This window comes from Enterococcus sp. (assembly GCF_032555305.1).
Classification (GTDB): domain Bacteria; phylum Bacillota; class Bacilli; order Lactobacillales; family Enterococcaceae; genus Enterococcus_A.
This window is the reverse complement of record NZ_JAWGOQ010000008.1, coordinates 49,106-69,495: the sequence shown is the minus strand read 5'-3', so window position 1 is coordinate 69,495 and position 20,390 is coordinate 49,106. Positions and strand designations below refer to the sequence as shown.

18 protein-coding genes and 1 pseudogene are annotated in these 20,390 nt (G+C 40.0%); 11 read left to right on the top strand and 8 right to left on the bottom strand.

Annotation, left to right across the window (positions count from 1 at the left end; all coding sequences use genetic code 11):
• Window positions 1–41 precede the first annotated feature (41 nt).
• From E6139_RS07965 to E6139_RS07945, 5 genes are all read right to left on the bottom strand, one after another.
• Window positions 42–599: a BMC domain-containing protein gene (locus tag E6139_RS07965; RefSeq protein ID WP_316402524.1), complete on the bottom strand. Its 558-nt coding sequence runs from the start codon at window positions 597–599 to the stop codon at window positions 42–44.
• A complete protein-coding gene (locus E6139_RS07960; RefSeq protein ID WP_316402523.1) occupies window positions 599–1,945 on the bottom strand; it encodes a 4Fe-4S dicluster domain-containing protein in 1,347 nt (448 codons plus the stop codon). Before E6139_RS07960 ends, E6139_RS07965 begins: the two co-directional genes overlap by 1 nt.
• 17 nt (window positions 1,946–1,962) lie before the next feature.
• Window positions 1,963–3,177 carry a phosphotransferase gene (locus E6139_RS07955; RefSeq protein ID WP_316402522.1) on the bottom strand — a complete coding sequence of 405 codons (1,215 nt, stop codon included), beginning with the start codon at window positions 3,175–3,177 and terminating at the stop codon, window positions 1,963–1,965.
• 235 nt (window positions 3,178–3,412) lie between these two features.
• Window positions 3,413–3,889, bottom strand: coding sequence for an MGMT family protein (locus E6139_RS07950; protein ID WP_316402521.1), 477 nt, complete (start codon window positions 3,887–3,889; stop codon window positions 3,413–3,415).
• A gap of 96 nt (window positions 3,890–3,985) precedes the next feature.
• Window positions 3,986–4,513, bottom strand: coding sequence for a CDP-alcohol phosphatidyltransferase family protein (locus tag E6139_RS07945; RefSeq protein WP_316402520.1), 528 nt, complete (start codon window positions 4,511–4,513; stop codon window positions 3,986–3,988).
• Window positions 4,514–4,637: 124 nt separating this feature from the next.
• Here E6139_RS07945 and E6139_RS07940 point away from each other — a divergent pair, with 124 nt between their 5' ends.
• The gene (locus tag E6139_RS07940) at window positions 4,638–5,204 is read left to right on the top strand and encodes an NAD(P)H-dependent oxidoreductase (RefSeq protein WP_316402519.1); all 567 of its coding nucleotides are present in this window, start codon (window positions 4,638–4,640) and stop codon (window positions 5,202–5,204) included.
• Window positions 5,205–5,250: 46 nt separating this feature from the next.
• Here the strand turns inward: E6139_RS07940 and mgrA are convergent, their stop codons facing one another.
• On the bottom strand, window positions 5,251–6,252 hold the full coding sequence (gene mgrA / locus E6139_RS07935; RefSeq protein ID WP_316402518.1) for an L-glyceraldehyde 3-phosphate reductase: 1,002 nt from the start codon (window positions 6,250–6,252) through the stop codon (window positions 5,251–5,253).
• A 335-nt stretch (window positions 6,253–6,587) separates the two neighbouring features.
• On the opposite strand from mgrA, the gene E6139_RS07930 reads away from it, so the two are divergent.
• Both E6139_RS07930 and proS read left to right on the top strand, forming a co-directional pair.
• Entirely contained in the window at window positions 6,588–7,439 is an 852-nt protein-coding gene (locus tag E6139_RS07930; RefSeq protein WP_316402517.1) for a DUF368 domain-containing protein, read from the top strand.
• 318 nt (window positions 7,440–7,757) lie between these two features.
• A complete protein-coding gene (gene proS / locus E6139_RS07925; RefSeq protein WP_316402516.1) occupies window positions 7,758–9,197 on the top strand; it encodes a proline--tRNA ligase in 1,440 nt (479 codons plus the stop codon).
• 395 nt (window positions 9,198–9,592) lie between these two features.
• Here proS and E6139_RS07920 read toward each other — a convergent pair.
• Window positions 9,593–10,182 (bottom strand): annotated as a pseudogene (locus tag E6139_RS07920) (histidine phosphatase family protein).
• 386 nt (window positions 10,183–10,568) lie between these two features.
• Between E6139_RS07920 and E6139_RS07915 the strand changes: the two are divergent.
• From E6139_RS07915 to E6139_RS07895, 5 genes are all read left to right on the top strand, one after another.
• On the top strand, window positions 10,569–10,952 hold the full coding sequence (locus E6139_RS07915) for a hypothetical protein (protein ID WP_316402515.1): 384 nt from the start codon (window positions 10,569–10,571) through the stop codon (window positions 10,950–10,952).
• Between the two features lie 62 nt (window positions 10,953–11,014).
• Window positions 11,015–11,701, top strand: a complete 687-nt coding sequence (locus E6139_RS07910) for a DUF2922 domain-containing protein (RefSeq protein ID WP_316402514.1) — start codon at window positions 11,015–11,017, stop codon at window positions 11,699–11,701.
• A 245-nt stretch (window positions 11,702–11,946) separates the two neighbouring features.
• Window positions 11,947–12,921 carry a D-2-hydroxyacid dehydrogenase gene (locus E6139_RS07905; RefSeq protein ID WP_316402513.1) on the top strand — a complete coding sequence of 325 codons (975 nt, stop codon included), beginning with the start codon at window positions 11,947–11,949 and terminating at the stop codon, window positions 12,919–12,921.
• 114 nt (window positions 12,922–13,035) lie between these two features.
• Window positions 13,036–14,337 (top strand): ATP-binding protein, encoded by a 1,302-nt coding sequence (locus E6139_RS07900; protein WP_316402512.1) that lies wholly within the window; start codon window positions 13,036–13,038, stop codon window positions 14,335–14,337.
• Window positions 14,337–14,957, top strand: coding sequence for an RloB family protein (locus E6139_RS07895; protein ID WP_316402511.1), 621 nt, complete (start codon window positions 14,337–14,339; stop codon window positions 14,955–14,957). The genes E6139_RS07900 and E6139_RS07895 overlap by 1 nt, the downstream gene beginning before the upstream one ends.
• 132 nt (window positions 14,958–15,089) lie before the next feature.
• On the opposite strand, the gene E6139_RS07890 is transcribed toward E6139_RS07895, so the two are convergent.
• Complete coding sequence (locus tag E6139_RS07890; RefSeq protein WP_316402510.1) at window positions 15,090–16,025, bottom strand: aldo/keto reductase; 936 nt, start codon at window positions 16,023–16,025, stop codon at window positions 15,090–15,092.
• Between the two features lie 216 nt (window positions 16,026–16,241).
• Here E6139_RS07890 and E6139_RS07885 point away from each other — a divergent pair, with 216 nt between their 5' ends.
• The 3 genes from E6139_RS07885 to aspS all read left to right on the top strand — a co-directional run bounded on the left by E6139_RS07885 (window position 16,242) and on the right by aspS (window position 20,270).
• The gene (locus E6139_RS07885; protein ID WP_316402509.1) at window positions 16,242–16,505 is read left to right on the top strand and encodes a type II toxin-antitoxin system Phd/YefM family antitoxin; all 264 of its coding nucleotides are present in this window, start codon (window positions 16,242–16,244) and stop codon (window positions 16,503–16,505) included.
• 635 nt (window positions 16,506–17,140) lie between these two features.
• Complete coding sequence (gene hisS / locus E6139_RS07880) at window positions 17,141–18,439, top strand: histidine--tRNA ligase (protein WP_316402508.1); 1,299 nt, start codon at window positions 17,141–17,143, stop codon at window positions 18,437–18,439.
• A gap of 58 nt (window positions 18,440–18,497) precedes the next feature.
• Entirely contained in the window at window positions 18,498–20,270 is a 1,773-nt protein-coding gene (gene aspS / locus E6139_RS07875; RefSeq protein ID WP_316402507.1) for an aspartate--tRNA ligase, read from the top strand.
• Window positions 20,271–20,390: the final 120 nt, after the last annotated feature.

Genomic DNA, 20,390 nt, shown 5'->3' with positions numbered 1-20,390 from the left:
ATAGGCTGGGAATTCAAGAAAGAATTCCCAGCCTATTTTTTCTATTGCATCAGACTGTCAATCAACTCGGGACGAGGATTGGATAAGACAATCTTATTGATAAGCATCGCTTGATCGCGAGCACCATTTGCTCCTGCTTCAACCGCCGCCTTTACTGCGGCGACATCTCCGGTTAGTACGACAAAAGATTTCCCAGCGATTCCGGTACCGAGCTGAATCGCTAAAAGCTCAACATCAGCTGCTTTGACAGCAAAGTCAGCTGCGATGATTGATCCTGTCGCAGAATAGTATTCTAACACTCCGACTGCATGGACATTTTCTGGAACGGTTGCCATGTTAATCGCTTGTATTACCGATGGATTGATCCGAGGAATCAGCAATTCACCGACGACATAACGTCCCCCCATCTCAACCCCGACTTCCATCGAACGTTCGATGGCTGCGACTTGTCCGCAGATCATGATGTAGTATTTACCAGGACAACTTGCCCGTGCCATGATTAGGGTTGCATCAGCGGCCTTCAGCATGTAGTCAACGACTTCGATTCCTTTAGCGATACTGTTTAACTCTAAAAATCCGATAGTATCCATTACTTTCATTAGTTGTCCCTTCTTTCAATAGTAATGCTGGTGGTTACTGCTGTCACAGTGCCATTGATACTGGCATGAATATCTGCGCCTAAAGCTTTTTCAGGCTTTCTGCCGATCAGGTCACCGGCCTTCACTTGATCGCCGACTTGAATGACTGGCTCGCAAGGTGCTCCGATGTGCATTTTTAATGGAATCGTTACACTGCTCGTTTCATGCTTCAGCAGCTCTTCGACTTTTAGATCGACGTATTGTTTCAGTCCATCCTTCAGTAAAATTTTCACTGGCGGAACCTGTTGATATTCCCGCATTAACGTAGGAGTCAGCGGCTTATCATCTTTTTGATAACGAATGCCTTTTTCAGCTAAGCGTTGTTTAACATATTTATTGACCTGCCGTGGTAAAAGCCCCATCGGACAAGCGATTGTTTCACAGATACCGCACTCACAGCACAGGAGCGCTTCCTTCCAAATTGGATCATCGTCAATATCATCTGGGATATCAGTGATCGTCAGATGGCGCATCACGCGATGAGGGTGGATCGGATGACCAATCTGATATCGTGGACAAAGTTCCGTACACAAACGACATTGAATGCAAGAAGAGCGGGCTTTGTTGATCATTTGCGGAATTTCTTTTTCAAGCAGCTCATAAATAAAATCGCGTTTTTCCATGATAATAATGCCGGAGGTTGTCTTAGTAACGACTTGTTGAGAAAAATCTTCTTTTGTTCCAGTTTTGCCCATCATGGGTCCGCCATTGATGAACATAAAATCATCGATCGTAGCACCGCCCGCCAAAGCTAGACATTCATCAAAGGAAGTACCGATCGGAACTTCCAAGATTTTGGGCTCTTTGACCGCGCCAGTGACTGTTAACAGTTTGTGGGTGACATTTTCTCCTTGCTGCGCTTGATAAACATTCAGCATCGTCGCGATATTGGAAATGACACAGCCAACCTCGATCGGAATGCCCCCAGGCGGAACGGTTCGTCCAGTTACTTCAAACACCATGATCTGCTCATCACCTGCTGGATAAAAATTCTTCATTTTGAAGACCGTGACAGGCGCATTCTGTGCTTGGATGGCGTTTTCTAAAGCATTGATTTCCTTTGTATAGTATTCTTTTGTAGCGATCACGATATGTTCTGCTTCTAATAATTTCCCTACAGCTGTGATCGCTTGCACACATTCATTTGCGTAGTGATTCATCACATAATGATCTGTCTTCAGGAGCGGCTCGCACTCCGCGGCATTGATGATAAAGTACTCTGCTTTCGTATTGTACTTTACAGCAGTAGGGAAGCCCGCTCCGCCGCAGCCAACGATACCGGCCGATGTGATTTGATCCAATAGCATACTCGTTCCTCATTTCTTTAAGATAAAATAAGAGCGTTTTCATTCGTGGTGATCAGTTGTCGTAAAAAGTTATCCCGGGTGGTTGTAATCAGTTCACAGGCCTGTTCCGGCGTTGTTAATTGTAGCCGATTGTTAAATAATTTCTGTGCCAACATCATGGATAGTCCTTTAGCTAAAAATTCAGCTTTAGAATTATCCAGACAATCAAAATCAGGAAATTCACCTAGATGCGAGACTCGATTGATATTGGCCATCGCTAAGTAACCTAAGGAGTCTTGCAGAATCTCTAAAAATCGTTCCTGATGATCACCAGGCATATGAGCAGAAAAATAACTGAAATAAGTTTTATACGTATCCTGAATGACCTGCAACAGGAAGGTACACATCGAGTCCTTTCCTCGAATACTAAAAGCTGCATACTGAGAAAGGATATTGGCTAAAAAGTAGCCGATATCATAGGAAAAAGGTCCCGTCATCGTATATTCCATATCGATCACTTTAAATGAGTTTTGCGAAACAAAAACATTGGAGGAATGGAAATCCCCATGGATCAAGCATTCATCCTTACTAGAAATGCGCGCAATCAAATTATCCCAATCGTGCTTTGTTGTGGGCTCCTGCAGAATAGTGTCTAAAATATCCCGCAGTGCTTTTTGATAGGGCGTTAGATCCTTAGCTAGACCTTCTGGCGGCTTCAAAATAAAATCTGTGATAATCAGCCGCATATCAGTGTTTTTAAAATAACTTGTCAAGGCGCGCCAATAATCAGACGGCAGTTTCATTTTAGAAGTTGCCACATGCGTTCGAGCCAGATATTCGCCCACCTGTTTGCCTAATCGTGGAAGCACATCACCGCGGCACAATGAAAAACGCAAAACAGTCAGGTAGGAGAGATCCTCCATGATAAAAAGATGATCATTTGGATCGGCGTAATATGTCTCAGGAACCATCTGAGGAGCTAAGCCAGCTCGTAATTGATAGGTCATATACTCCAAATAATTCCGTTTTGGATCGATCGGAGCTAGGGATATACCGCTGGAAATCGTCTTCTTAGAATGTTTCACAACGTATTTTCTATTTCCTTGTTTGAGTGTGTAAAGATAATTCAAATAGCCATCAACGTATTTGTCCTTTTCATTAGAAAGAGCAGTCACGATGAGGGGACTAGTTTTATCAAAAAGCGCGGTTCGCTGAAGTAAATAATCTGCGAGAGTATCTTCACTAATCTCCATCGTCTTCCTCCTGTTCGAAATAGCCTATTGGTTGATTCTGCTGGTGTGTCGAAAACCACACAAGAATCCTATCCTATCAATAATTTTATCGAATCCCCCGGTGAAAATATATAATAAAAATATGTACTTTCAAGTCCGCCGCGAGAAAGCCTTTGAGGGCTTGGTTTCAAGGAATAGTCGCAAAAAAAGTGCGCAAAAAAGTGCAATAAAAAAACCGTTTTCGATGTGAAAACGGCTACAATTCATACATGGATTCTTCGAAATTTTCAACATAAAAACGGAAATTTTTCCTGCCCCGACGAACGATCGTGTGTCCTTCAGCCTCGAGTTTTTCAATCTGTGCTTCGACACCGCCAGGAAATTTTGGATTAATCTCTCCCTTATTTTTTAGGGTTCGCCAATAAGGCGTTAAATCGGTGTCGCGCTGTTCACTGGCCCAAGCTGCAATGGAGATAAATGCGCCAGCTGTGATAGGCTCCGTGAAGTCGCCATCGTTTTGCTTAGCCAAATAATCTCTGATGGCACCAGTCGTGATGACCTTGCCATAAGGGATTTTTTTCATAAGTGCATCATAATCCAATGGGGGTGCAAAGTACATTTTTGTTCCGCCGTAGCGCTTGATCGTCGCTTCATCCGTCACGATCTGCATCTTCGGCATTCCTTTATCTTCGTTCATCATTGCGTTGAAATCTTTTTGATCCTCATTTGCCATGAGGGCCACCTCCTAACTTCATGATAAGGTAGTCATTACGCGCGCAATTCCTACTACTAGTTTACCTAGTTTAAAAATAGACTGCAATGAGACAGTTTATTTTTTATGAAAAAAAGTTGCGCTATTTTTATCTAATTTTTTTGTGGTCGAGACGATCAATAGTTCTTCGATTGATGATAAAATTCCACAGAGCAAAAGAACGATGCCGAAAGGATTGATTGGCAGAATCAATAAGATGACTGGCGATAGAAATAGTAATAGACCAGTCAACTTATTTAAATAGGTGTGCAGGCTGGCAAACTGTCGGAAACGAAAAAAGCCGATCAAATACGTGATACAGCGAATAATGACGACTGCGAGAGCACCCCAAAGCAGAAAGGCGGGTAGTGTGATTGACCGAATGATCTTTACCACCACCACAATAAAGAAAATCAAATCTGCGATGCTGTCTAACAGCGTTCCAAAGCTGCTTGTCCAATTCATTTTCCTAGCGAGCCAGCCATCAAGAATATCTGTCAGCCCAGCGAAAAAGTACAAAGGAAAAAATAAAGAATCCGCCGCGAAAGGGATGATTAGTGAAGCTAAGATACGAAAAATTGTTATTATGTTGGGAATATAATTCATGTATTAGCTCCTTTTAGGAAGATAACTTAACTTTATCATGTTCTTAGCTTGTTTGAAATCAAACTGAAATCAAAATGCAATGAATTTGTGCTATTTTTGATAAAAAGGGTTAGAGGAGGTTGACATGACAACGACATTGATTATTGATCATCCGTGGAAGGAAAGTTTCAATCATGGTATCTTGAACAAATTGACCACAGGTTTGGAGCAGGATCAGAAAATTTATCAAGTAATCGATCTGAATAAAGACGGCTTTAATCCAGTCATGACCGAAGAAGAGCTGGCAGGATATCAAAGCGGATCGGTTTTAGATCCTTTGGTTTTGCACTACATGAGTATTCTGCGAGAAACAAGCCAGCTGGTCTTGATCTTTCCAATCTGGTGGTATTGTTCACCAGCAAGTTTAAAGGGCTTTCTTGATAAGGTGCTGCTAAATGAATTCGCTTTTTTTGATGGTGGAAATGGCATCCAGCCGCTTTTGTCGATCGAGTCAGTCGTTGTTTTTACGACCTCTGACCAGCCGACGGAAAGCCTGGAGAAACGCTGTACCCGCAGCTATAAGCATCAGCTGACGACCACTTTAGAAGACGTCGGCATGCGGAATATTTCTTGGCATCATTTAGGGTATGTCAAGCATCTGACTGATGAAGAGAGAAATGAGTATTTGGAGTCGGTATATGACAAAATTTAAAAAGGATTCGGAGTTCACGTGTTGCTGAACTTCGAATCCTTTTTTTCTATTTAGCTGTTAACTTCGACAAAATATCATCAATTTGTTTCAATTCATCTGTGCTAAATGTTAAGTTGTCTAAGGCTTTCAGATTATCCTCCAATTGACTGACACGAGAAGCCCCGATCAAGACGCTGGTCACTGTTGGCTGACGCAAATTCCACGCCAATGCCATTTCAGCCAATGTTTGTCCGCGTTTTTCTGCGATGCTGTTCAATTGTTTGACGACATCGATCGTCGATTGGACATTTTCTTCTGTAAGAAATGGGCTGTCAGAACGATGCGCGCGGGAATCGTTAGGGATACCATTTAAGTAACGGTTGGTCAGCATTCCTTGTGCTAAAGGACTGAAGGTGATTGCGCCGATACCTTCTTCTGTCAAAACATCTGTCAGACCGTCCTCGATCCAGCGGTCGAACATATTGTAGCGCGGCTGGTGAATGACAAATGGTGTTTTTAGATCGTGGAAAATTTTGGCGATCTCAGCCGTTTGTTCAGCGGAATAATTTGAAACCCCGACATACAAGGCTTTTCCTTGGCGAACCAAGTGGTCTAAAGCCAATGCTGTTTCTTCTAGCGGTGTGTCGGGATCTGGACGATGAGAGTAGAAAATATCTACATAATCAAGTCCCATTCGCTTCAAGCTTTGCTCACAGCTGGCAATGATGTATTTTCTTGATCCCCATTCACCATAAGGTCCCGGCCACATGTAGTAACCAGCCTTCGATGAGATAATCAGCTCATCGCGATACGGCAGCAGGTCTTCTTTTAAAATACGACCGAAATTGATTTCAGCAGAACCAGCCGGTGGACCGTAATTATTTGCTAAGTCAAAATGGGTGATCCCATGATCGAAGGCTGCGCGTACAATCGCTCGCTGGTTATCCAAATTATCGACATCACCAAAATTGTGCCATAATCCTAAAGAAATTGCAGGAAGCTTCAATCCCGAGTTGCCTAAGCGACGATAAGCCATTTTCTCATAACGGTGTTCATTTGCTAAATACATAGATGACCTCCTAATGAATTGATTCGCACTTTGAAAGCGCCTACCTAAATTATCCGCTTATCTTCAGGAATGTAAAGTGAAACTAACTGATTGCGCAGAAAAAACTCATTAATCATTAAAAAATGAGAACAAAGTCGTTAAATTCTCAAAACTTTCTTTAAGTTTTAGATGGATGGCCCTTGGATGGTCTTGCGCCCCTTTCTTTTTATCGTTACACTGGCTAAGGTAGTGCTGATTTGCTCTCTTTTTGAAGAGAGTCGATTGGCCCGAGAAGGATTCTACTTTTATTTATAAAATAGATTCTTTTGAAAAGAATTAGGAGGACTTATTTTTTTATGGAAAACGAAAAAGTTACACAGCCGAATAAAAGCGACTGGTTTTTACGCTTCATCAAAGGTATGTTCATCGGCTCAGGATTTATTTTACCTGGTGTCAGCGGTGGCGCACTGGCAGCAGTGTTCGGTATTTATGAACGCATTATTTCATTTTTAGCCCACATCACGAAAAATTTTAAGGAAAACGTGTTATTTTTCATTCCTGTAGGATTAGGTGGATTAGCAGGTGTATTTGTTCTTTCATTCGCCGTCAGCTTCTTATTGGGTGAATTTGAAACAATTATGCTTTGGTTCTTTGTCGGTTGTATCATCGGAACCGTTCCTGCGTTATGGAAAGAAGCTGGAAAAAAAGGGCGGGGAACAAAGGATTATGTTATTATCGCTGTTAGTTTTGTTCTTGGTTTCTTATTCTTATGGAAAGGTTCAAGTCTCTTTGGCACAGTCGATCAAAATTTCTTTACTTGGATGATCGCTGGAGCTTTGATTGGGCTTGGCTTGATTGTTCCTGGACTTAGCCCTTCGAACTTTTTGGTTTATATGGGAATGTATAAGGCGATGGCTGATGGCTTCAAAACCATCGATATGGGTGTGATTATCCCGATCGGAATTGGCGGGTTAGTGACCGTATTAAGTCTATCAAAAGTGATGGACTGGGTATTCAGTCGTTACTATGCACCGATGTATCATTTTATTTTAGGGATTGTTTTTGCTTCGACGGTCATGATTGTACCGACTGATTATAGCGGAATCGGCATACTTGGATTCCTTGGTTGTGCGGTTTTATGTGTTTTAGGTGCCGCTCTTGGCTGGTGGATGAGTCGCCTAGAAGAACGCTACGTTCCAGAAGATTAGAAAAAAATTTGAAATTTGGGCTTGCATTTTTGATGAGAAGTCTTTAATATGGTGGTAAGCATTTGGAATAGTAATAAATTTTATCGGCAGCAGAGAGTTGATTCACCGTCTGAAAGATCAACACGCCCTCTGAGATTTATGAACCTACCAAAGTTGATTGCTGTGAAAGCAGCACGCGACTCCAGCGTTATTGGAGCTGAAAGTTGGGTCAACAAAGATTGACCAAGCAAGGTGGTACCGCGAAATTATCCGTTTCGTCCTTACAATTATGTAGGGATGGAACGGTTTTTTTATTTTTATTTTTAGGAGGATGCATGGATGACTAACTTACAAAAAGAAGATTTTTCAAAATGGTATTTACAAACAATTCAAAAAGCGGATTTAATGGATTATTCACCCGTTCGTGGCTGTATTATTTTTAAAGCTGATGGTTGGGAATTATGGGAACATATTCAAGAGGACTTTAATAAATGGTTGAAATCTCAAGATATCCGTAACGTTTACTTCCCAATGCTGATCCCTAAGCATTTCCTAGAAAAAGAAGAAGAACATGTTGAAGGATTTGCTCCAGAATTACCATGGCTGACAAAAGTCGGAGATGAAGAGTTAGAAGAACCTTATGCATTACGTCCGACATCTGAAACACTGATCGGAGATGCCTTCTCTAACTGGATCAATTCTTATCGTGATCTTCCTTATGAAATCAACCAATGGGCAAACGTTTTCCGTTGGGAGAAAAAGACGATGCCGTTCTTACGTACCTCAGAATTCTTGTGGCAAGAAGGACATACGGCCCATGAGTCTGAGAAAGATGCACGCGAACGTACAATGAGTGCGCTAGAAGCCTACGCGACATTGATTGAAGATACCTTAGCTATTCCAGTTTATCGTGGACAAAAAACACCGTCAGAACGCTTTGCCGGTGCCGTAGATACTTATTCTGTAGAGGCAATGATGCGTGACGGAAAAGCCGTCCAAGCAGGAACGTCTCATTATCTTGGTCAGAACTTTGCGGAAGCCTTTGATATCAAATTCTTGAACCGCAACAACGAACATGAACATGTGTATACAACTTCATGGGGGATTTCTACACGTTTGCTTGGATCATTGATCATGGTTCATGGTGATGAACAAGGATTAGTATTACCGCCAAAAGTAGCGCCAACACAAGTAATCTTGATTCCAGTTGGTCCTTGGCAAAAGAACCCTGCGATTCTAGATCGTTTGAAAGAATTAAAAGCATCATTAGCGGCAAAAGATCTGCGCGTTCGTATTGATACCACTGATAATACACCAGGATACAAATTCAATGAGTGGGAACTAAAGGGTGCCCCATTACGAGTTGAATTCGGACCGCGTGACTTAGAAAATAACCAAGCCGTAATCAAAATGCGTGATCTAGACGACAAAGAATCAGTATCACTAGATGGCATTGAAGACTACATTACTGAGCAACTTGATGTTATGCAAAAACGTTTATTCGAAAGCGCGCAAAAACGCTACGGAGAGAATGAACATACAGATATTGATACACTAGATGAGTTGAAAGCTCATATCGAAAAATCGAAAGAAGCCGGAGAAATCCCAGGATTTGTATTGATTGGTTGGGATGGTACAGAAGAAACAGAAGCTAAGATCAAAGAAGAAACTGGCTTCACGACACGAAACATTCCATTTAACCCGCCTGTTGAAAAAACAGTCGACATCGTTAGTGGAAAGCCTGCGAAACACACTGTTTGGATCGCACGCGCATATTAATTTGAGGAATCCGCTACAGAATCACTTTTATATAAATGAGTTTTTGCAATTACTGTTTAATCAATCAGCCACCAGTAAGCAGGACGGTCGGGAATTTGGTTTCCCAAAAAGGTTGATCTGTGCGGTTATATTCTTAGAGCCTGAACCAGTCAAAGACATTTGACCAGTTCAGGCTCGATTTGTCAGTCCAACTTTTCGCAGTGCTCAAAGTTGGACTGGCTATTTAGTTATTTATATTGGATATTGATAGAGATGTTTAGTTGGATGGTATGCGTACGAAGATGAAGTCATTTTTCTGGTTTTTAGAAAAATGCCAACCTTACTAGTGAGCTAGCTGCCCCGCAAATTACGACCACATCATTTTGCGTGATCGTTGTTAACTAACGATCAAAATTCTAATCATCATTAGGGTTAATGGACTGTACGAAAGAAAATTTACCATCTTCATAATCAAACATGAGAACGCAACAGTTAGTAAAAAGAATCGTTTCAATCTGATCTTGAGACAGCCATTTTTGAATAAATCTATACATCGCACCTCCGTGACTAACACATAAGATATTGTTTCCCTCCGCATTCTCCATTATTTCTAATAAAGTGGCATTCATTCTATCTTGGACTGCATCAGCTGATTCTCCACCATAATCGACAAAATAATCACCATAAGAAGTTTCCCCATCTTTGATTTTAGGATTCAAGAGCTCACTTCTCCCTCGAACAGGCCAAAATTCCATTCTTTCAAGCCTTTTATTGAATCGATCTTCAAATAGTCACAGACTATTCCAGCAGTATCTACAGCTCGTTCTTGAGTAGAAGAATACGCCGCATCAAAACGAACTTTTTCATCAATAAAATAATCTCTTGCCTTACGAGCTTGATCTACGCCCAATTCAGTTAGTGGGGAATCACAATGCCCTTGAATTTTCCCCCGAAGATTGAACAAAGTCTGACCATGTCTCATCAAAAATAATTTCTTCAAAAAAATCCACCCTTTCAAATTTTTTCACAATAATAGTTTAAGAAGGATAACCCTACAATTGGATGTATACTCACATCTAATTATAAAGCAAAGGTATACTTGAATAAATCATTGAAAGTTGATCTATCAAACTATTAGGCCGTATGTTAGTCAACGATCAAGACTCAGTAGCTTTTTGTTAGTATTATTGTTTTGTTATTAAAAAATAATGTTTATAAATATGTCATTATTTCACCATGTCCATTTTGTTGGTGAAATAGCATTGCAATATTAATTATGCATTATCTATACACTAAATTTAAAATATCTTTAATTAATTGGTTTGAAACCCATTTCAGAAAGCGCTATCTTGAAATCGTCAAGATCATTAAAAATGGAAGGAGGAAAACCAGATGAATGACCAATTATTGAGCCCTCAAAAATTGTTTCGCTTACAACGTAGAACTTTGGAAAAACGAATTCGCACTTATTATCAGCAAACTCGCGACGAAAAAGCGACGATCAAGTACCTGTTAGCGCTGCAGGTTCGTGATCAATTAACCAATGATGATTTTAGCTTTGTGCTGACAGAGCTAGTACACAAAATATTTCTTCAACGAACAACCTCACGCGATTTACGCCGCTATTCTATTTACTTCCAAAACTACTTCGAGCAAAAAGACTGGTCATTAGTCGTTCATAGATTATTTCCCATCAAAACATTTATCGCTGAAAAGCATACGCAATTATATACCCATTTTGTCGATGAGCCCTTAAAAGGTTTAGCAAGTTCATGACGAAGATGCGGGAAAAGACGGAAAAGAATCGTACAATTTTAAAAATCGAAAGGAAGATAAATATGCTAACTTTAGAAGCAGTATTTAAAAATAGCGAAGGCAGAAAACATACATGGAAATTGAAAGATCCAGATCGTAATAAACCAGCAGAGGAAATCAAAGCGTTGTTAGAGCAAATGACAACACTGGACCTATTTAAAAAAGACGGAGTCAGTCTGTTCAAAAAAGTGATCGGTGCGAAATTCGTTGAGAAAATAGAAACAACAATTTTTGATAGGACCAAAGAGCCGACAGGTGAAGTATATAAGTCTGCCAAAGCGTCAGAAGAAGCGGTTGCGGCTAGCGTTTTACCAGAAGAAGCAACAGCAGTGATGCCCGCAGCTGCTGCTATTCAGACAGAATCAGTGGAAAGCATCGAACAACCTGATGAAGAGCAATCTGTCGAAATAATGATTGATCCTGCGACGATGTCTGAAGAAGAAATCCTCGCGACGCTTATGGCGAACCTGCCTGAAGGAGCGACATTAGAGGATATTCAATTCGAAGAAGTTGAAGAACAGCCTGATATTTCTGAGAGTGAGCAGATCATTCGTGAACCCGAGGAGATACCCAAACCAATAATGGAAGAAATCAGTAAGGAACCGGAGATCGTATCGAAATCAGAGGCAGAACCTGGAGCGAAGAAAAAATACAGCAAGCAAAAGCGTAAGCTGCTAGAGCAGTTCAGCGTGAAGAAAAAAAGAAAGTAATATATAAATGACCTAATTTTCTCCCCATCAAAAATCCAACGTTGGTATGGGGAGAGAATTCACAGTGATCAATTATTTGAATAAAAACAATTTTGGTCTTAAAAATATACTCAGATAATTCGAGCTATCAGTCCTTCTTGATTTAATAAAGCTAACAAGCAACGAGTTAAATGAAATGATTTTCTTTACAGCAACTGATTTCCAATGCTATTGTTTTATAAAAGCATCGGAAATGGAGGCAAACTATGAAAATTGTTGTACTAGATGGTTATGCACTAAATCCAGGAGATTTAAGCTGGCAAGGATTTGAAAAATATGGCGACGTGACGATTTATGATCGAACGTCTTTTACAGACAAGCAGGAGATTATTTCGCGAATTGGTGAAGCGGAAGCTATTTTGACAAATAAAACTCCGATTGATGAAGAGGTATTAGCGGCAGCTCCCAACTTGAAATACATCGGAGTCGTTGCGACTGGCTACAATGTTGTGGACATTGAGGCGGCTGGCAAGCGCGGAATTCCTGTCACGAATATTCCGGCATATGGGACGGACGCAGTTGCTCAATTTTCGTTTGCACTTTTACTAGAAATAGCCAATCAAGTGGGCGTCCACAATGAATCAGTTCATCAAGGTGATTGGCAACGAAGTGATGATTTTACCTATCAAAAAACACCTCTAATGGAATTACAGGGAAAAACAATGGGATTGATCGGGTATGGTGAGATAGCGCAAGCAACGGCTAAGATTGCACATGCCTTTAACATGGAAGTGATTTATTGGAATCATCGTTCAAAGGAGCCTCAAGCTGAATGGGCACAGCAGGTATCTATAGAAGAACTTTATCAAAGATCAGATGTTATTAGTTTGCATGTTCCACAAACAGCTGATACAGAGGAAATGATTAATCGGGAATCAATTGCCAAGATGAAGGATGGCGTCATTTTGCTGAATACTGCACGCGGTGGTTTATTGGATGAGGCAGCAGTCGCAACTGCTTTAAATGAAGGAAAAATCTTCGCGGCAGGTGTTGATGTGGTTTCAAGCGAACCGATGGCTGAGGATAATCCTCTATTAGCTGCCAAGAACTGTTTCATCACACCACATATCGCTTGGCGACCACTAGAGACGCGGGAACGATTAATGGGAATTGCCGTTGATAATTTTGCCGCCTTCCTAGAGGGTAAAAGTAAAAATGTTGTAAATGAAAGAGCAAAATAAAAATCATACATTACGAGAAAAAAACTCGACAGGATTGATCTTTTAAGCTTTTTGTCTGTAGAAAATTGTGGTAGTATTTAATTAGTCGAGAAAAAAACTCGGAGGAGTGATTTTATGCTAATACAATTCAAAGTGAAAAATTTTTTATCTTTTAAAGATGAACAGGTTTTTAGTATGGTTTCATCAAATAAATTGAGTGAGCTTCCAGAAAATAGAATCGAAGTCGTTAAAGATGATTTCTATTTGCTCAAGTCGGCAAGTATTTTTGGTGCAAACTCTAGTGGGAAAAGTAATTTGTTAGCAGCGATTGGGTTCATGAAGAGATTTATTATGAATTCTTTAAAGGAATCCCAAAATGAAGGGAATATTGCTGAATTGTCCTTTGCGCTTAACGCGCAAACACGACATGAAAATACTATTTTAGAATTATCTTTCTTATTAGACGATACAATTATCAGATACGGTTTTTCAATAGACAGGAAAAGCATACAAGAAGAATGGTTGTATATGGATGAGGCTCTAGTTTTTTTTAGAGAGAACCAAGAATTGTCTCAATATGATCACGATAGACTTGAACCACAAGAAACAGAAATAAAATTTAATATGACCAATAGCAAGTCATTGTTTCTGACAATTCTTGCCACCACTAATACAGACTTTGCTGAATGGATTGTTGACTACATTAGAAATGATGTGAACATCATTCATGGACTAGGTGGAGGTAGAGTAGACTTTACAAAGATTGCCTTAAAAAAAGGGAACAAATTACTTAAGAAAAAAATTCTTGAGATGCTTGAAATTGCAGATTTAAATATCAATAACTTAGAAGTTGTTAAAGCTGGAGATGTTGATTTCACTGATACTCCCATGGAGGATTTTCCAGAGGAACTTCTTAGTCAAATTGAATTAGATATCAATAGGTTAATTTCTGAACACAATGTCTATGATAATGAGGGGAATATTGTCGGAAAGCATAAATTCGATGCTGAGATATATGAGTCTTCAGGAACGAATGAGTTCATTAAAATTGCTGGACCGTTAATTGATACATTAGAAAATGACAAGGTTCTATTTATTGATGAAATTGATGCCAAGTTACACCCATTGATGACAAAATACATTCTATCTCTTTTTAATTCTAAGAAGAATAGTAGAGCGCAATTAATCATGACCTCTCACAACGCAACTGTTTTAGGTGATAATCTCTTAAGAAGAGATCAGATTTGGTTCACAGAGAAGGATTCTTTCGAGGCCAGCCATTTGACGGCGTTATCCAACTATAAATTTAAAGGAGAGGTTGTCAGAAAAGATGAAAAATATGATAAGAATTATTTGAAAGGAAAATATGGAGCAATCCCAATAATCAAATCTCATATTATCGATGAAGTATTTAGTAGTGATTCGGAGGTACTGTAATGGCTTCGAAAAACAAATTTCATGCATTTAAGAGAGATATCGATAGAAATTCTGTTGAAGAAAACAAAAGTATTTTGATTGTTTGCGAAGGTGAAAAAACGGAGCCACTATATTTTGATTCTTTTGATGTTTATTCTGTAAGTGTAAAAGTTAAGGGGACAGGGAAGAATACAGAAACACTTGTTGATGAAGCGCTTCGATATAAAGATGAGTACGATGAAATTTGGTGCGTGTTTGATAAGGACAGTTTTCAGGCTCGACAATTCAACAATGCCTGTCAAAAAGCCAAGAGTAATGGGCTTAAATTAGCCTATAGTAATGAGTCCTTTGAACTTTGGTATATCCTCCATTTTCAATTTTTGCAGTCTCAGTTAAATAGAAAGCAATATATCAGAACGCTGAATCAAGAATTTTCGAGAAGATTCAATAGACAGTACAGAAAGAATGATTCTGAGACGTATTACCTATTAAAGGACTATCAAAATACAGCAATAAAAAATGCGAAAAGGCTGACCAGTTTCTATTCCCAAGGGACAACACCAGCGAATCAATTCCCTGTAACGTATGTGTATGAATTAGTGGAAGAATTGAACAGATGGTCGCGTAAAAATAGATGGTAGTTAATAATATAGGAATGAAGGATAGTGCATTCAAGCAGCAAAAGAACTCCAACCAGCATTTATTATCTATATAGATGCTGGTTGGAGTTTTTTTCAATAAGCATTGGAAGAATAATTCATGCTCTGTTTCTTCTATTTAAATAGTTGATCGATGGAATCGTAATCTTCGTTCGACAATCGAATATCGACGGCTTTAGCATTTGCCTCGACTTGTTCTGGTCGTTTTGCCCCAGGAATGACCACATCAATTTGCGGATGCTTCATGTACCAAGCAAGTATTAATTGTGCTACAGTCGCGTCGTAATTTTTCGCGATTGGTTTTAATTGATCGACTTTTTCAACGATCTCTGTGAAGCGTTCGCCATTGAAATCTGGTCTTTTGCTTCTTGGATCTGATTCTTCAAAGTGGTCCTCTTTCGTATATTTTCCAGTAAGTAAGCCAGAAGCTAGTGGGAAATATGGAACAAAACTAATTTTCTTTTCCTTTAGATAAGGGAAAAGCTCCTGTTCAAGTTCACGATGAATCAAGCTGTAGCGTTCCTCAACGATATCAACATAGCCCTCTTGATTGGCTTCCTTTAGTTGTTCTAATGAGAAGTTCGAAACCCCAATTGCACGGATTTTTCCTTCTTCTTTTAGTTGATGTAATGCCGCCACTGCTTCATTTTTCGGAGTGGCTTCATCTGGAAAATGGATATAAAAAATATCAATGTAGTTGGTTTGCAGTCTTTGCAGAGCATCTTCAACAGATTTTCGTAAAAATTCCGGCGAGTTATTAAATTTGTAATCATTTTCTGGATCGTGAGCAGCTTTCGTTGCAATAATAATGCGTGAACGGTCAAATTCAGGTTCCTGCAACACTTCCCCGATCAATTCTTCTGATCGCCCATACCCATAGGCAAAAGCGGTATCCAACACGGTAATTCCGTTGTTGATAGCCGCACGAATGACGTCTTTTCCAGTTTCATCATCTAAATTCGGAAAGAGATTGTGTCCGCCGACAGCATTTGTTCCTAATCCTAGATCACTAGCATAAACGCGTGATTTTCCAATTCGTACATCTGACATTGCGCATTCGCTCCTTTAATAAATAGTCTCATGTTTACTATTAAAGTGTAAGTGAAAGCTTTAAAAAAAGCGACTATTCAGTTTTGTTGATTTACTTGAGGAGATTGCGGTCTTCGAGTAAAGGCAAAGAAGATAAAAACAATTTACTGTTATAAAGCAGTGACGTATTTAATTGCGTACGTTATGATTAATGCATAAAGTAATGGAGGAATAGGTATGGCAAAGATTGTCATAAATCCAAGTACAGCACAAAAAAACTTCTATAAATTATTGAAAGAGGTAAATGAGAATCACACAGAAATAGAAATTATAAGTGAACGTAGCGATAACAACGCTGTGCTTATTGGATTAGATGATTGGAGAGCAATTCAAGAAACGCTATTTCTTGAACAAACAGGTACTTTGGATGTTGTTAAGAGACGCGAAAAAGATGAGAGTGGTTTTACCGATGTTGATGAAATTGATTGGGGTAGATTATAATGAGCAACTATTCTGTGAAAATTGTAAATTCGGTCAAAGCTGATATAAACTATATAATAGAAGAAAAGTTTCCGCAACAAATCTTTTTAAAGCGGGAAATCACTTGACTTTCAAGGCTATTTCTAGTAGCTTAATAAGAGATAAAAACATCTATGAAATATCGACGAAGGAACCAGTAAATTACAAAAAAACGTACAGAAAAAATTGCCTTGGCTGAAAGCAATTTCGTGAAAAGTAATTGAAAGACAGTCTGGAGATGAGTGCGTGCAAAGCCACTCCGTTACGCAAGCGTTAATTGCTAGAGAAAAAGAGGACAACTCTTTTAAAAAATAGGTGGTACCGCGACAATTTTCGCCCTTGTTCAGTTGAGCAAGGGCTTTTTTGCCAGTTCTACTTCTTGCTTTAGCAAGATTAGTAGAATGGTATGCGTACGAGAATAAGCTCATTTTTCCGGTTTTTTGGAAAAATGAACTTCCATTAATACGAGCTAGCTGCCAGTGCCACTTTTCGCAGTTTTCGAAAAATGACTTTCCTAGATGATGAGCTAGCTGCCGATCACACACTTAACATCAACTGAGGAAGAATTAGCAGAACAATTTTTATGACAAATTAAATACATTAAAAGGAGATATACCATGAGTTATCAGCGACCAAAAGGGACTAATGATATTTTACCGGGAGAAAGTGAAAAATGGCAGTTTGTCGAAGAGACGGCTCGCTTAGTTTTCAATGACTATCAATATCAAGAAATCCGTACACCAATCTTTGAACACTATGAGGTGATTGCCCGCAGTGTAGGGGATACAACGGATATCGTATCGAAAGAAATGTACGACTTTCGTGATAAAGGCGATCGTCATGTGACACTGCGTCCAGAAGGAACTGCGCCAATCGTGCGTGCGTATGTTGAAAATAAATTATTCGGACCGGAATTTAAGAAACCTTACAAGGTCTATTACACTGGCCCAATGTTCCGCTATGAACGTCCGCAAAAAGGTCGTTTGCGTCAATTCCACCAAATCGGTGTCGAAGCCTTTGGTAGTGAAAACCCGAGTCTTGATGTGGAAGTTATGGCGATGGCGATGGATTTCTTCAAGCAATTAGGAATCAATCAACTGCGTCTAGTCATCAACACCTTGGGAGATAAGGAAACTCGCGCAAACTATCGTCAAGCATTGATTACTTATCTTGAAGCTCATGAAGAAGAATTGAGCGAGGATTCACGTCGTCGTTTACATGAGAATCCGTTGCGAGTGTTGGATAGTAAAGACCGTAAAGATCAACCGATCGTCGCGAATGCGCCAAGTATTTTGGATTATTTGAGCGACTATGCGAAGGAATACTTCGAAGGCGTAACGAAAACTTTGGAGTATCTGGATATTTCTTATGAAATTGATCACCGCATGGTTCGTGGACTGGATTACTACAATCACACGATTTTTGAAATCATGAGTGATGCACCGGGTATGGGTGCGCAAACGACAATCTGTGGCGGCGGCCGTTATGATGGTCTAGTCGAAGAACTAGGCGGACCAGAAACACCGGGGATCGGATTCGCGATGGGAATCGAGCGTATTTTATTAACGCTGGAACAAGAAGATGTATTGATTCCTGATTCATCAAGCTTGGATGCGTATGTTGTCGGTCTTGGTGAAGCAACTAATATGGAAACATTGAAGGTCGTACAAGCGATTCGCGGCTTTGGTTTTTCTGCTGATCGGGATTTCATGGGTAGAAAAGCGAAAGCTCAATTCAAAACCGCTGATAAGGAAGGCGCAAAGCTTGTCCTAACATTAGGCGAAGACGAACTGGAAAAAGGCGTGATCAACGTGAAGGATTCAGCGACACGGGAAGAAAAAGCCTTCCCATTAGTTGATATCTACGAAGATTTCGCGGCGATCTATGATGAAATGACGATGCCGAAGATTGATTAATCGAAATAAATACTACTGATAACAAGGTAGATTACTTAAAAAATGGAGGAATGGAAAAATGGCTAGACGTACAGTCTACTGCGGACGCGTGTCCGATGAGTATTTGGATCAGAAAGTAACATTAAAAGGGTGGGTGCAAAAACGTCGTGATTTAGGCGGTTTGATCTTTATCGATCTCCGTGACCGCGAAGGAGTTGTGCAAGTGGTCTTCAATCCTGAAGAATCAAAAACAGCTTGGGAAGTTGCCGATCAATGCCGTAGCGAATTCGTTGTTGAAATTACCGGAACTGTGATCCGTCGTGATGCAGGTGCCGTAAACAAAAAAATGAGTACTGGTGACTTTGAAGTAAAAGGTGAAGAAATCACTATTTTGAATAGTGCCAAAACACCGCCGTTTTCTATTGAAGATGATCAAAATATCAGCGATGAAGTTCGCTTGAAATATCGTTATATGGACTTGCGTCGTCCGAAGATGACTCAAAATTTGATGATGCGTCATCGTTTGACCCAATCGGTTCGTCGTTTCTTAGATGACAATGATTTCTTAGATATTGAAACACCTTATTTAGCTAAATCTACACCAGAAGGTGCCCGTGATTACTTGGTTCCTTCACGTGTTCATCCGGGACACTTCTATGCGTTGCCGCAATCACCGCAAATTTTAAAACAGTTATTAATGACAGCTGGATTTGACCGTTATTATCAAATCGTTCGCTGTTTCCGTGACGAAGACTTGCGTGGCGACCGTCAGCCAGAATTTACACAAATCGATATTGAAACCAGCTTCTTAACGGCTGAAGAGATTCAAGAATACACCGAAGCAATGATCGCACAAGTCATGAAGGATGTACGTGGTGTTGAAGTGACGTTGCCATTCCCACGGATCACTTGGGATGAAGCGATGGAACGTTATGGCTCAGACAAACCAGACACACGTTTTGATATGGAATTGATCGATGTGACAGACATTGCCTCTGCTACAGATTTCAAAGTATTCCGCATGGCTTCAGATAATGGCGGTGTAGTTAAAGCCTTGAACGCGAAAGGTGCGGCGGACAAATATTCTCGTAAAGAATTGGATCGTTTAGGTCAGTTCGTTGGTCAATTTGGTGCGAAGGGATTAGCTTGGATCAAGGTTGACGAAAACGGTGAATTAACTGGACCGATCGCGAAATTCATGGGCGGTGTCAGTGACGACTTGAAGAAAGCGACCAATGCTGAAGCAGGCGATGTCTTGATGTTCGCAGCTGATCAATTCTTAACAGCTGTAACAGCTTTAGGTGCGGTTCGTTCGAAAGTTGGAAAAGAATTAGGCTTGATTGATGAAGATCGCTTTGACTATCTATGGGTTGTTGATTGGCCACAATTTGAATTTGACCAAGAATTAGGACGTTATGTCTCTGCACACCATCCGTTTACCATGCCGATGGAAAAAGATATCTCGAACTTAAAGGATCATCCAGAAAAAGTTTACGCGCAAGCTTACGATATCGTCTTGAATGGTTATGAATTAGGTGGCGGATCATTGCGTATCAATACACGTGAGCTGCAAGAACAAGTCTTTGAAACTTTAGGCTTCACTCGTGAAAGCGCCAATGAACAATTCGGCTTCTTATTAGAAGCATTGGATTATGGATTCCCTCCAATCGGCGGGATCGCTCTTGGATTGGATCGCTTTGCGATGTTGCTGGCTAACGAAGATAATATTCGTGAAGTCATTGCCTTTCCTAAGAACGGTAAAGCAGCAGAGCCAATGTCTGATGCTCCAAGTACTGTTTCGCCATTACAGCTTTATGAATTGAGTATTGATGTAACGAAAATTGAAGAGTAGTCAACTCGTCTTACAATACGTTTTTTCATAACTCTAAGAATATGCTAAGAGAAGTACCTGCTATCATGGTAGGTGCTTTCTTTTTTTCATGAAAATACGTATAATGTGAGTGAAATTTTG